At 65.0% G+C, this 12,225-nt stretch carries 11 protein-coding genes; 2 read left to right on the top strand and 9 right to left on the bottom strand.

What is annotated here, in order from left to right; genetic code table 11:
- Positions 1 to 2: 2 nt before the first annotated feature.
- On the bottom strand, positions 3 to 2,696 hold the full coding sequence (locus tag ACQ4WR_RS00655; RefSeq protein ID WP_436484610.1) for a polysaccharide deacetylase family protein: 2,694 nt from the start codon (positions 2,694 to 2,696) through the stop codon (positions 3 to 5).
- A 161-nt stretch (positions 2,697 to 2,857) separates the two neighbouring features.
- On the opposite strand from ACQ4WR_RS00655, the gene ACQ4WR_RS00650 reads away from it, so the two are divergent.
- Entirely contained in the window at positions 2,858 to 2,980 is a 123-nt protein-coding gene (locus tag ACQ4WR_RS00650; RefSeq protein WP_255206395.1) for a hypothetical protein, read from the top strand.
- A 22-nt stretch (positions 2,981 to 3,002) separates the two neighbouring features.
- On the opposite strand, the gene ACQ4WR_RS00645 is transcribed toward ACQ4WR_RS00650, so the two are convergent.
- From ACQ4WR_RS00645 to ACQ4WR_RS00610, 8 genes are read right to left on the bottom strand one after another with little or no spacing between them, the layout of a single operon-like run.
- Positions 3,003 to 4,067 carry an ABC transporter substrate-binding protein gene (locus ACQ4WR_RS00645; protein WP_436484608.1) on the bottom strand — a complete coding sequence of 355 codons (1,065 nt, stop codon included), beginning with the start codon at positions 4,065 to 4,067 and terminating at the stop codon, positions 3,003 to 3,005.
- 48 nt (positions 4,068 to 4,115) lie between these two features.
- The gene (locus ACQ4WR_RS00640; RefSeq protein WP_436484606.1) at positions 4,116 to 5,174 is read right to left on the bottom strand and encodes an ABC transporter substrate-binding protein; all 1,059 of its coding nucleotides are present in this window, start codon (positions 5,172 to 5,174) and stop codon (positions 4,116 to 4,118) included.
- A 39-nt stretch (positions 5,175 to 5,213) separates the two neighbouring features.
- Positions 5,214 to 6,110 carry an ABC transporter ATP-binding protein gene (locus tag ACQ4WR_RS00635; RefSeq protein WP_436484604.1) on the bottom strand — a complete coding sequence of 299 codons (897 nt, stop codon included), beginning with the start codon at positions 6,108 to 6,110 and terminating at the stop codon, positions 5,214 to 5,216.
- A complete protein-coding gene (locus tag ACQ4WR_RS00630) occupies positions 6,107 to 7,375 on the bottom strand; it encodes an MFS transporter (protein ID WP_436484602.1) in 1,269 nt (422 codons plus the stop codon). The genes ACQ4WR_RS00635 and ACQ4WR_RS00630 overlap by 4 nt, the downstream gene beginning before the upstream one ends.
- Positions 7,376 to 7,379: 4 nt before the next feature.
- Positions 7,380 to 8,144, bottom strand: a complete 765-nt coding sequence (locus ACQ4WR_RS00625; protein ID WP_436484600.1) for an ABC transporter permease — start codon at positions 8,142 to 8,144, stop codon at positions 7,380 to 7,382.
- Positions 8,141 to 9,001, bottom strand: a complete 861-nt coding sequence (locus tag ACQ4WR_RS00620) for an ABC transporter permease (protein ID WP_436484598.1) — start codon at positions 8,999 to 9,001, stop codon at positions 8,141 to 8,143. The genes ACQ4WR_RS00625 and ACQ4WR_RS00620 overlap by 4 nt, the downstream gene beginning before the upstream one ends.
- The gene (locus ACQ4WR_RS00615; protein ID WP_436484597.1) at positions 8,998 to 10,071 is read right to left on the bottom strand and encodes an ABC transporter substrate-binding protein; all 1,074 of its coding nucleotides are present in this window, start codon (positions 10,069 to 10,071) and stop codon (positions 8,998 to 9,000) included. Before ACQ4WR_RS00615 ends, ACQ4WR_RS00620 begins: the two co-directional genes overlap by 4 nt.
- A 22-nt stretch (positions 10,072 to 10,093) precedes the next feature.
- Positions 10,094 to 10,843, bottom strand: a complete 750-nt coding sequence (locus ACQ4WR_RS00610; protein WP_436484595.1) for a class II aldolase/adducin family protein — start codon at positions 10,841 to 10,843, stop codon at positions 10,094 to 10,096.
- A 260-nt stretch (positions 10,844 to 11,103) separates the two neighbouring features.
- Here ACQ4WR_RS00610 and ACQ4WR_RS00605 point away from each other — a divergent pair, with 260 nt between their 5' ends.
- Positions 11,104 to 12,156, top strand: a complete 1,053-nt coding sequence (locus ACQ4WR_RS00605) for an ABC transporter substrate-binding protein (protein ID WP_436484594.1) — start codon at positions 11,104 to 11,106, stop codon at positions 12,154 to 12,156.
- The last annotated feature ends 69 nt before the right edge of the window (positions 12,157 to 12,225 follow it).

Genomic DNA, 12,225 nt, shown 5'->3' with positions numbered 1-12,225 from the left:
GCTTACAGCTTCTCCATTTTTTGCCGCACGGTGGGCGCCATCGAGGCCGTCGGCGCCAGTTCCAGATACGTCTTGTACGCCGCCTTGGCCTTGGCGGCATCGCCGGCCTTGGCATACGCGTCGCCCAGATTCAGGTAGGCAATGGCGCGCGACGGATCCATCTTGACGGTGTTTTCAAACCAGCGGGCCGCTTCGCGGTATTTTTCCTGCTTGTAGAAAACAAAGCCCAGGTTGTTGGCCGCCAGCGCAAAGTCGGGACGCAGTTTCAGCGCTTCCGTAAATTGCGCTTCCGCCTGCGCATACTGTTTCTCCTTGTACAGCTGCAAGCCGCGGTCGTTGGCCCGCTGCGCCAGCTGGCGTGCCGAAGTGGGCACGGCGCCCGGCGTGACGATCTTCTGTTCGCCCCCCTGCAAGTCCTTCACCGTCACGCTGGCGGTGGCCGGCTTGGCGTCCAGCTTGCTGTTCAGGGCGATGGCTTCCGTCGACAGTTGCGCCGTGTTCGGGCTGAGGAATTCCGTCTCGCCTGGCAATTCAAAGACGAAATCGCCCCCTTCCGAACCAGGCAAGCTGCCAAACGCGGGGGTCTGGTTCGATACGCTGGAGACGGCCGGCGCCACGTAGGCGGCCAGTTCCGTCGCCGTGATGAGGCCGTCGCCGTTCAGATCGCCCTTGCCCGCCAGGCCTTGCAGCAAGGTCCACGTAAACACGGAATGGCCGTTCGGCCCGCCGTCGGCCACCAGCTGGTCGCCGCCGCCAGCCGTCAGCATTTGCCGGCCGATGCGCTTGGCGTTGTCGCGCAGGAAAGAGCTGGAACCGGCGCCGCGCGTCAGGCCCAGGCCGCTGTAACAGGCATCCATGACAAAGAACGCATGCTTGGCCGTCAGGCTTTCCGCGATATTCTGGATTTCCGTCATCGGTATCGCATCCGTGGCGAACTGGTCCGGGTCGGAATCAACGGGCACGATGTAGCCGAGGTCGCGTCCCGAACTGAGCTTGCGCGTGGCGCCGTGGCCGGCAAAGAAGACGAAGATGCGGTCATTCTTTTGCACGCCGCCATGCGCCAGCTTGTCGTGGAAGGCGGCCAGGATGTTGTTGCGCGTCGCTTCGCCATTCTTCAGCGTCACGACCCTTTCGGGCGCAAAGGCGAATTTCTCGATCAGGGTTTCGCGGATGCCCTGCGCGTCGCGCACCGCATACTGCAGTTTCGGCCACTTGGCATAATCGTCGATGCCGATCACCACGGCCCAGGAATTGGCGTAGCCGGTGGTGACGGGCACTTTTTCCGGCGCAGGCGCCGTGCTTTTCGCCACCTGGAAACTCGTGCCATCCCAGCCCGCGAATTGATAGCCTTCGGCGATCAGCTTGTCCAGCACGGCCGGCAAGGCCTTTACCGTGCGTTCATGGATGTCATGGAACAGGATGATGCCGCGCCCCGCCTTGTCGACGGAGGCCAGCACCCGGTTGGTGATCGAACTGGGCACGGGGTCGGCCCAGTCCAGCGAATCGATATTCCACATCACGGATTTCAAATGCGCATCGGCCAGCGCGGCCATGCCTTCGCTGTTGCGCGCGCCATACGGGAAGCGGAACAGCGCGGCCCGTTCGGGGCTGATGGCTTTTAATAAAGTGTCGGTGCCGAGGATTTCGCCTTTCAGCTTGTCGCCCGTCTGCTTGGATAACTGTGCATGGCTGAAACTGTGGTTGCCCACGGCATAGCCCTCTTTCATCAGCTTGCGGCTCACTTCCGCGCCCGCGTTCAGCTTGGCGTGGCCTTCCGCGTCGAGCGATCCAAGGTTGCGGCCCACGTTGAAGAACACGGCCGGCACGCCATACTGTTTCAGGATGGCGCTGATTTCTTCCGTGTAGCGGCGGTGCGGGCCGTCGTCAAAGGTCAGCACGATGGTTTTCTTCGGCAAGCCCAGGCCGAAGATTTCCGCTTCCTCTTTCTTTGGCACGGGCTTGGCTTCGGGTACAGAACCGGCCGGGGGCACGGCATACGGCACGACAATGCCGTTTTCCTTCAGAATCTGTTCGCGGCTGTAGAGCTTTTTCAGCTGCGCCACGTAATCGTCCCACCGTTCGCGCTTGAGTTCGATGGCGCGCTGGCCCAGGTTGCCGAAGATTTGCCGGATTTCCTTCTCGTAATTGCGCTCGATCTCTCCCAGCGCCTCGAGGTCTTCGGAAATGCGCTTGTGCAGCTTGATGGCCGGCAAGGACGAGTCCTTCGCCACGTCGGCCAGCATGCTTTGCAGCAGCTCGCGGAACGCCAGGCGGTCCGCGTCGTACAGGCCGGGATCGGATTCGATATACGTCAATAAAGTGTCGAGCGCTTCGAAGCGGCCCGGATTGGTGGGCGCCGTCAGCTGGTCGAGCGCCGCATCGAGCCTGGCGATGCGTTCCTGGTTTTCATGGAACAGCGCCTGCCCCACCTTGCGCGCTTCGTCGCGCGCCCCTTCCGTCAAGCTTTGTTCGTCGGCCAGCAGCACGATGATCTTGCGGAAATTGGCCAGCAAGTCGCGGAACTGGGCGGCCACGGCGGCCGTGTCGGCTGCGCCCTGCGGCGTGGCGGCTGGCTGGCCGGCGCCGGACGCGGGCGGCGTGGCCGTGGCGGCGGAACGCGTGTACGTATAAATGCCGGCGCCAGCGGCGAGTGCCACGACAACGGTGGCGGCGATCTTGAGCGGCTTGGAAGTCACAGGCTTGTCATTCCCTTCACATACTATGCATAAAATTCGATGGCGCCGAAGCGCGGTATGCATAATTGTAGAGCACGCTTGGCAAAATGCTCATCCTGCACGGTGAATTTGAGCAATAATACGGCCGCAAGCCTCAGAATGAAGTGAAAACAGGAAAGACGATGCACAAGAAACTCTGCGCCGCGGCGCTGATGCTGGGCGTGGCCCTGATGCTGCTGCAACTGCGCGCGCATGCGGGTGATGACGTGATCAATGTGGCGGGACGCGTGTGCCTGCCGCACTGAGCCACGCGACCACCTTCCTGCACTACACCTTGGCCGGCTCCCAGTAATTGCCCAGACCCAGCTTTTTCAAGCCAGCCGCGACAAAACGCGGTTCCAGCAACTCTTCCGCCGTCAGTGGCTGGCGGATCAGCTTTTGTTCCTGCGCAAACGCCAGCACCCGGCGGTAATGCCGGTAGACGGCGTCGTCGTACAGGGGCGACCAGCGCTCCTTCCACTGCAAGCCCGGATCGTCATAGCTGCGCCGTACCACGCTGTCGGGCGTGCCGTTGCGCGAACCATCCTTGATGATCGCCTCGCGGTTGCCATCGAGCGCCGCCCAGTGCTGGGCCCGCAGCCAGGCCGTGGCCACCAGTTCCGCGATGTCGGGATGGGCTTGCGTAAAGTCGCGGCGAGCCCATAGTTCCGCCCGCATTTTGCGTTCCGGCAAGCCCTTGCTGGACCAGATGATGCGGCCGATGCCCTTGTCTTCCAGCGGATAGCCATTGATCATGAACAAGGCATCGACAGCGCCCGTGGCCAGCGCGGCCGTGCCGGGCTTCAAATCCATATTGATCAAGCGAAAATCCGTGGGCGACATGCGCTGGTCGGCGATCAGCTGGCGCAAGCCCAGTTCCCACGGCCGGCCCCGGTGCACGCTGATGCGCTTGCCCTTCAGGTCGGCCAAGGACGTGGCGCGCGAACTGGTGGGCACCAGCAGGAACTGGTCCGTGCCCCGCCCCGCCGGCACGATCACCTGCGTGCGCACGCCGCCCGCGTTGAGGATGACGGACGGCAAATCGCCGTACGCGGCCATGTCGATGCGCCCGCTGGCGAAGGCCTCGTTCATGGTCGCGCCCGTGTCACCCGTGACGGGCAGCCATTCCAGCCGCACGCCCCGTTGCCTGAGTTCACGTGCCAGCCAGCCTTCCTGCTGCACCCGGTAAGCGATGCCGCCCAGTTCCGCCTTGCCGTTTTCCGCAAAGCCCGTCGAGGCGATGCGCAGGGCCGCCAGCGGCGCCCCCGCCCCTTTTGCTGTCGACACTGCCGACACTGCCTGTCCCGCCAGGGGCAGCAAGGCCAGCCCTCCCATCAGCGTACGTCGCCGCATTGCATTCTCCTCATCATCAAGCATGGCCACTGTTGACGTGCTTCCCGCTCAAGCCGCCCGGCGCGTCTGCGCCAGCGCCGCCTCAAGCGGACGGGGATCGAGCCAGGCGCGCACGTCGACCTTGCTGGGCAGGAAGTTCCAGCGGAACAGGAAATCGCTGAAATCCTGCAAGCCGGCGACCGACGTTTCCGCCAGGTCCGTGTCCAGACGCAGATGCGCATCCTTGCCGTAGGCCACTTGCACCCAGTGCTCGCTGGCATTCGATTCGCGCGCCAGGAAACGCCGTGTCTCGTCCGCATGACCGCGTGCCCACGCTTCGGCCCGCAGCACCTGATCGACCAGGGTCACAGCGGAATTGAAATGGTTGTCGAGCAGGTGCGCGTCGACGCTCAAGGTGCGCGGCGTGCCATTGTTGGCACGGATCAAGGGTTCCGGATGGATGCCCGTATCGATCACCGTGTGCAAGCCGAACTGCTGCGCCAGCTGCGCGGCCGAAGCGCCTTTCAGGAAGATGGCATCCACCTCGCCCCGCAACAGTCCCAGCAATTCCGGGCTTTGGCCGCCGCGCCGCGCGCCGCTGAAAAGATTCGTTGCCGCGCCCTTCTCCGGCGCCGTTTCGCTCTGGCCCGTGTTGACCACATAATCGACCAGTTCCACGTCGGCAACCGCCAGCCCTTCCAGGCTCAGGGCGTTTTCCAGCCCCCGCAAGGCTTGCGCGCGCGCAAAGTCGATCTGCGCCCTGGCCCACAGGGGCAAGCCGAAACGCCGCCCCTTCAAGTCGCGCACCGTCTGGATGCCGCTGCCGGGCAGGGTCAGTATCAGCTGGGTTTCATCCGACCACGACAGGCCGATGACGCGCGTTTCGCGTCCCGCCGCGCGGGCCCACAGGGCGGGAATATTGCCGCCGTGCCGCACGGAATTTTGCAGGGTATGGTCGAAATGCGATTCGCGCACGGCTTCCTGGTCCGACTCGCGCAAGGAGCGCAAGCTGGTGCCGTCGGCGCGCAGGGCATCTTCCAGCCATCCCTGCTGCAGGGAAATTCCCAGGCCCGTCGGGACGGGGCAGCGCGTGTACCACAGGGTGTCGAGTGCGTTGTTATTGCTCATCGTGTATCTCCAGAGTGGGTGAACCGGTCAAAAAGGAAACTACAGCGCCATCCTGCGCGCCCATTCATTGCCATCCCACAAGCTGCTGGGGTGTTCTTCCTGCGCCACGGGCGCGTTCGACTCGTCGAGGTCGCTGAAATCCGCATGCAGACCATCGCGGATGGCAACAAAACCAGCCGAACCGCGCTGGCGCGGGTGGGCCAGCGGCACCTCCTGCACCCGGCGCACCTTGCCGGGGCGCGCATCGAGCACGACGATGCGGTCGGCCAGGTAGACGGCTTCATCGATGTCATGCGTGACCATCACCATGGTGATGCCCTCGTCCTGCCACAAACGGCGCAGTTCCTGCTGCAAACGCAAGCGGGTCAGCGCGTCGAGCGCGCCCAGCGGTTCGTCCAGCAGCAGCACGTCGGGCCGCCCGACGAGGGCGCGGGCAATCGCCGCCCGCTGCGACATGCCGCCGGATAACTGATGCGGATAGGCATCCGCATAGCCGTCGAGGCCCACGCGCGCGATTTCCGCCGCCACGCGGGCATCGCGCTCGGCCAGCGGCACCTTGGTATTGCTGAAGGCCACGGCCACGTTCTGCTGCACCGTCAGCCACGGGAACAGGCGGTGGTCCTGGAACACAAGACCCCGGCGCAGATCGGTGCCACGAATCGGCAGGCCGTCATGCAACAGCAAGCCCGTGTAATCCGTGTCCAGGCCTGCCAGCAGGCGCAGCAAGGTGGACTTGCCGCAACCCGAGGCGCCCACGATGGCAACGAATTCGCCCGGTGCGATGGTCAGCGCAATATCCTCGAGCACGGGCAGCGGCGCGCCTTTCAGCGCAAACGACTTGCTCACGTGCTGCACCTGCAAGCCGCCGCTCAGGTGCTGCTTGTGCGTCGACAGGGCTGAAGGAGACCAGGCCGAAGGAGAAACGAAATCATTCATGGCGCACTCTCTGAGGTTGGGGCGAGGGAAGAAACGGCGGCGGGCGGCGCCCGGCGCAGCCAGCGGCTGCAGTGGAACACCAGCCAGGCGGCCAGCCAGGGAGCCAGCCAGATCAGGAACACATTGCGCAAGCCCGTCAGGTCGGCCAGGCGGCCCGCCGCCAGCGCGCCGGCCGTGCCGCCGACCATGCCGAACAGGGTCAGATGGGCCGAGACCCTGGCCTTGTCGACGGGCGCGCGGGCGATATTGTCCGTATTGACGAGGTTATTCACGCCCAGCCCCAGTCCCAGCAGCACGGAGGCGGCCAGGTAGGCGATGCTGCCGGGCCACAAGCCGAGGATCAGCAAGGCCGCCATGATGGCCAGGTGCGCGCCAGCGTACAGCTGCGCGCGGTAGCGGCTGGCCAGCACGAAGCGCCCCAGGAACAGCAGCACCAGCACGCAGCTCAGTCCCTGCACGGCCATCAGCCAGACGGCGTGATGCGCAGGCCAGTGCAGCACGCGCATCGCCAGCAAGATGGAAAACACGCCCACACTGGAGGCCGTGAAGCTGGCGAGTATCTCGAACAGATACGTGGTGCGCACGATGGGCAGGCGCAGCAGTTCGCGCAGGCTGGCGGCGCCGGGCACGCCAGCATGTGCTGCGTGCTTGCGCGGTGACGTACCGCTCGGCAAAGTATTGTTGGGTAATACGTGCCAACCCAGCACGGCCAGGATGGCGAACATCAGGGCCGAGATCAAAAATCCCGCTTTCAGGCCCAGCTGCGCGATCAGGTAATTGCCGCACAAGGGTCCGACGAACTGCATGCCGAGGATCAAGGTTCCCTTGTACCAGCCCGCCTTGCCCTGCCCCAGTTCCGGCAGGCGCACGAGAAACACGGTGCTCATGGCAACGATGCGCAGGGAAATGCACAGGCCTACCAAAAACATCAGCAGGGCCACCCATTGCCAGCCGGGCAGCCACGGCAGCACGCAGAAAGCCAGCGCCAGGCTCAGGCTGACACAAGCATACAAATGCCTGGGGTTGCCGCGCGACAGAATGTAGCCGGCCGGTATGGTACCGAGCGCCATGGCCAGGGTTTCCGCGCTGCTGATCGCGGCCAGCTGGAAATTGCTCACGTGCAGATGCAAGCCCAGCAAGGTGGCCAGCACCTTGTTCATGCCGATGGTCACGCCGGACAACAAGGTCAGGCCGATAAAGCGCAGCAAGAAGGCGCGCAGTTCTCCTTCTCGGGCGCTGATGGCCGCGTCTACGGTCAATGGCAACGATTCACTCACTGCTGCGCCCCTTCACCAGCAAACGCGCGAGGCGCGCAAACGCCACGTTCATCGCTTGCGCCAGCAGCGCGATCACCAGCACGGCCAGCAGGACGACGTCCATGCGGCCCGACACTTCGCCATTGAGCAGCAAGGAACCCATGCCGGGGCCGGCTGAAAACAGCAGTTCGCCGCCCAGGCACGCGAGCCAGGCAAACGCCAGCGCATGCGTGACGCCCGTGACAATGGCCGGCATGGCGCCCGGCAACAGAATCTGGCGCAGTGTCTGCCAGCGCGTCAGGGTCAGCACCTGCCCCACTTCGCGCAAGCGCCCTTCCACCTGGCGCATGCCCGCATGGGTGTTGAGCACGGTCGGATAAAAGGCGGCGATGGCGATCACCAGCAGCTTGGCGCCGTCGCCATTGCCTACCCACAAGCCCAGCAACGGTATCAGGCCCAGCAACGGCACTTGCCGGATGCTGTGGAACAGCGGGCCGATGAGCCTATCCGCCAGCGGCGACTGCGCCATCAGCGCCCCCGTGACGATGCCGGCGCTGCCGCCCAGCAGCAAGCCGGCCAGGGTGCGGCCCAGGCTGGCGCGCAGATGCACCCACAGCTCGCCCGTCAAGACCAGGTCGCGCAAGCTGTGCGCCAGGTCGCCCAAGGAGACAAAAATGTAGGCGGCGGCCGCGCCTTGGCCGGAAGCCCATTGCCAGGCTCCCAGCAAGGCCAGCGGCAGCAGCGCGCCCTTGAAGATCAGTATCAAACGCTGCTTCATTTGGACTCCCCACCGCGTTTCCAGCGCATCAACCGCGCTTCCAGCGCATGGCAAAGCCGGTCCAGCCCAAAGCCGATGACGCCCGTCAGCACCACGCCCACCATCACCACGTCGAGGCGGAACATTTGCCGGCCCATTTCCATCATCTGCCCCAGGCCGCTGTCGGCGGCCAGCAATTCCGCCCCCACCAGCACCATCCACGAGCGCGACAGGGCGATGCGCATGCCCGTCAGCGCGGCCGGCACGATGGCGGGCAAGACGATCAGGCGGATGCGTTGCCAGCGCGAGAAGCAATACACTTGCGCCACCTCGAAGTAACGCGCAGACAAGTTGCGGATGGCGTCATGCACGGCCAGCGCGACGATAAAGAAACTGGCCTTGGCAACAATAAACACCTTGAAACTCTCGCCTATGCCGAACAGCAAGATAAACAGGGGGATCAGGGCCACGGTCGGCAGCTGGCGCAAGACATTGAACGTGGGATCGACATAGCTGCGCAAGCCAGGAGACAGACCCAGCAAGACGCCAAACGCCAGGCCAACACTGGCGCCCAGGCCGAATCCGGCCAGCAGGCGGAACAGGCTGATGCCCAGGTGCTGGCCCAGTTCGCCGCTCTCGGCCAGGTCGCGGGCCGTCAGCAGCACTTGCCATGGCGACATCAATATGTGCGCGGGCATCCACTCGAACGTGGTGGCCGCCGTCCACAACAGCAGCAAGGCCAGCGGCGACGCCCAGACGGACCAGGGCGAGCGGATAAAGCGGCGCAGCCATGGCGCGCGTACGGCCGCCGCTGGCGCCGGCGGGTGCTGCTTGCGCTGGGCGCGCGGCAAGGCAATGGCGTTGACGATGGAACTCATGGCGCCCAGTAGGTTTGCAATTTCAGCTGCGCCAGCGCTTGGTTAACGAACTGCGGCGCGAACAGGCTGTCCACTTGCAGGGGCCGCGCGATCAGGCCCGCGCTCTTCGCGTATGCCGCCTCGCTCACATAATGCTGGCGCAAACTGGCCGTAAACAACGGCGACCAGCGCGCCTGCCACGGCGTATGGTCGCCCGCCAGTTCACGCCGCACCACGCTTTCCACCTGGCCCGCGGCCGCCTCGGTGCGCACATATTCGTCTTCGCCGCCGGCGCCGGCAGCCCGGTGGTGCTCGCGCACATAGGCTGTGACCACCAGCTGGGCCAGTTGCGGATAGCTTTTCAGGAAACCGCTGTCGGCCCACAGCTCGGCGCGCATCTTCCAGTCCTGCGGCGGCGCCTTGCTGGACCAGATGATCTTGCCGACCTTCTTGTCTTCCAGCAGGAATGCGTCGCTGAGGGTAAAAAAAGCGTCCGCGCCGCCCGTCGCCACGGCCGCCGCGCCCGCCTGCGGATTGAGGTTGAGGATTTTCACATCGCGCAGGCTCATGCCATTGGCTTCCAGCAGGCGCGCGAACGGGTATTCCCACGGCCGGCCCCGGTGCAAGGCGATCTTCTTGCCTTTCAGGTCATTGATCGATTTCGCCGTGGAACCGTTCGGCACCACCAGGTAGGTATTGTTGGCGCTGCCGCCCGGCAAAATCAGCCGCGTCTGCAAGCCCGAGGCATTGGCGATAATCGATGGCAAGTCGCCATACTGGGCCAGGTCGATCGAGTGGTTGGCAAACGCCTCGTTGACCTGTGTCGCCACGGAATTGGTGGTGACAGGCACCCATTCCAGCTTCACGCCCAGCTTGCCCAGCTCGGCAGCCAGCCAGCCTTGTGACGCCACCTGGGCGGCCGAACCGGCAAACACGGTCTTGCCGGACGGCGCCGTGCGCGCCACGACGGCGATGCGCACGGCAGCCGGCAATGGCTCGGCCGCCGCCGCGATGGCTGGCGCCAGCAGGCTGGCTGCCAGGGCGCTGGCGAATATTTTGCGCCAGTTCACACGTAAGAATTGCAATGACATCGTGGGCCTGTTCTTGAAAGGTTTATATCAAATCGGTGGCGGGCAGCAAAGACAGCGCGCGCGCAGTGTCGATCAGCTTGCTCATCTTCCATTGCTGCAGCAGCACGCCGGGGCCGAAGTCGCGCGAGCCGCCGATGGCTTCGGCCGCGATCTGGATTTTTGCCCCCTCTTCCAGCAGCAGGATGAATTCAGCCAGCTTCAGCAAGCCCTGCTTGCCCCACACGGTGGCGCCGCCGTTCGCTTCCAGGATGGCCGTGGCATGCGTGTTGCGGGCGATTTCACCGAGGATGAAATCGACTTCCGGCTGGCGGCGGTCGATATAGATGGGAATTTCGCGGATCAGCTGGAAGCGCTGCACGGGTACGTAGCGGATGGGCAGCGTGCGGTGCGTCTGTGCCCAGGCCCCCAGGGAGGGCGAATGCACGTGCGAAATCGACGTCACTTCCGGCCGCTCCCGGAACAGTTTCAGATAACGCGCGCCGCCGTTGTTGGCGTCGCCCACGATCACCGTGCCATCGAGCGCCAGCACGGCCGCCTTCAGCGGCTGGCCACGACGGAACGGCCCCGGATCGTTGACCACCACCACCTTGTCGCCGCCAGGGGTGCGCTCGACAAAGCCCACCGTGCCGTTGGCCGTCAGGCTGCCCGTCTCGCGCAAGCCATCGAAGGCCGTCTGCGCATCGCGCCGCACCTGCTCCACGAAGGCCAGTTCGGCCGCCGTCAATTCCTGCGCCAGTACTTGTTGTGCTTCCGCTTGTGCCACGTCCGTCATGTCATGCTCCATTCTTTGGGGTTGAGGTTGGGGTCAGTCCTGCCTCTACTTTCGCAAGACGCGTGCCAGCGCTGGCACCGGGGAAATGCTGGAGCGCTGCTGCCTGCGCAACAGCGGCTGCTGGCGTGGCAGCAGTGTTGCGGACGCCCGCTGTCGGCCAGCCAGCACGCGGCGTCCGCAGTCTGACCCGGCGGGCCAGACCCCGGCATCAGGCATGTTTCGTGCAGCGTTCGGTCTTCCTCCCACCACCAAGGAATTCCATGACCACCGCAACATCCCCCGCCGTCGATACCGTCTGGTTCACCCGCTGCCCCGTGCCCACGGCCACGGGCCTGGCATACAAGCTGGGCTGGCTGGACGAAGAATTCGCCCGCGACGGCATCGCCCTGAAAACCCTGCAGGAAGTGGGCGGTGAACTGGCGCACCATCATTACGACCACGGCCTGTCCACGCTCGTGCGCGAAGGCGGCAACCTGCTGGCCCTGCCCGCCCGTGCGCAGGGAGCGCCGACGCGGCTGATCGGCCTGACCTGGATCGACGAATGGCAAGCCATCCTCGTGCGCCCCGGTTCCGGCATCACGACGCCAGCGCAGCTGCAGGGCAAGCGCCTGGCACTGCCTGCATTTCGCGCCGAGGATTTGCGCGACAACCGGCGCGGACGCAGCATCGCGCGCGGCATGAGCCTGGCCGGCTACAAGGGCGTGCTGGCGTCCGCCGGCCTCACCCTCGACGATGTGCAGCTGGTGGAAGTGGGGGCCGACGCCCAGGCATCTGCCAATCCGGGCGCGGGCCTGTGGCAAGGCATCGCGCCGCTGCTGCGCGGCGAAGTCGATGCCGTGTACGTCAAAGGCGCGGCGGCGGCCGAAGCGGCCCGCACGGCGGGGCTGCAAGTAGGCATCGACATCGACGCCCTGCCCGACCGGCGCTTCCGCGTCAACAATGGCACGCCGCGTCCGATCACCGTGCATGCATCCATGCTGGAACAGCATTTCGAACTGGTCGTGCGCTTTCTCACGCAGACCCTGCGCGCCGCGCACTGGGCCCGCAGCCACCAGGCCGAGGTGCTGGCCATCCTGCAGGGCGAGACGCGGGCCGGCGCCGATGCCGTGGCCGAAGCTTATCGGGACGGCTTTCATCTGGCCCTGGCGCCCGACCTGTCCGAGGACAAAGTGGCGCTGTTCCGCCAGCAAAAGAACTTCCAGCTGCAGCATGGTTTTCTCGACCGCGACGTGGATATCGATGCGTGGATCGACCGCCGGCCTTTGGCCGAGGCGCAGCGGCGGCTGGAGGCGCTGCTGCGGGTGGCAGCCTAGTTTGGTATTGTCGGCTTACGCTGCGCTAAGCCGACCTACCGCTGCGTCAAGCCGACCTACGGGAGAACG

Source organism: Janthinobacterium amylolyticum, assembly GCF_051380655.1.
Taxonomy (GTDB): domain Bacteria; phylum Pseudomonadota; class Gammaproteobacteria; order Burkholderiales; family Burkholderiaceae_D; genus Janthinobacterium.
Note: the sequence above shows the minus strand (reverse complement) of the source record. Positions and strands in the feature narration are given on the sequence as shown.

Coding starts and splice junctions, on each gene's coding strand:
- ACQ4WR_RS00650 (WP_255206395.1), top strand. CDS start 2,858: ATGCACAAGAAACTCTGCGCCGCGGCGCTGATGCTGGGCGTGGCCCTG.
- ACQ4WR_RS00645 (WP_436484608.1), bottom strand. CDS start 4,067: ATGCGGCGACGTACGCTGATGGGAGGGCTGGCCTTGCTGCCCCTGGCG.
- ACQ4WR_RS00640 (WP_436484606.1), bottom strand. CDS start 5,174: ATGAGCAATAACAACGCACTCGACACCCTGTGGTACACGCGCTGCCCC.
- ACQ4WR_RS00635 (WP_436484604.1), bottom strand. CDS start 6,110: ATGAATGATTTCGTTTCTCCTTCGGCCTGGTCTCCTTCAGCCCTGTCG.
- ACQ4WR_RS00625 (WP_436484600.1), bottom strand. CDS start 8,144: ATGAAGCAGCGTTTGATACTGATCTTCAAGGGCGCGCTGCTGCCGCTG.
- ACQ4WR_RS00620 (WP_436484598.1), bottom strand. CDS start 9,001: ATGAGTTCCATCGTCAACGCCATTGCCTTGCCGCGCGCCCAGCGCAAG.
- ACQ4WR_RS00615 (WP_436484597.1), bottom strand. CDS start 10,071: ATGTCATTGCAATTCTTACGTGTGAACTGGCGCAAAATATTCGCCAGC.
- ACQ4WR_RS00610 (WP_436484595.1), bottom strand. CDS start 10,843: ATGACGGACGTGGCACAAGCGGAAGCACAACAAGTACTGGCGCAGGAA.
- ACQ4WR_RS00605 (WP_436484594.1), top strand. CDS start 11,104: ATGACCACCGCAACATCCCCCGCCGTCGATACCGTCTGGTTCACCCGC.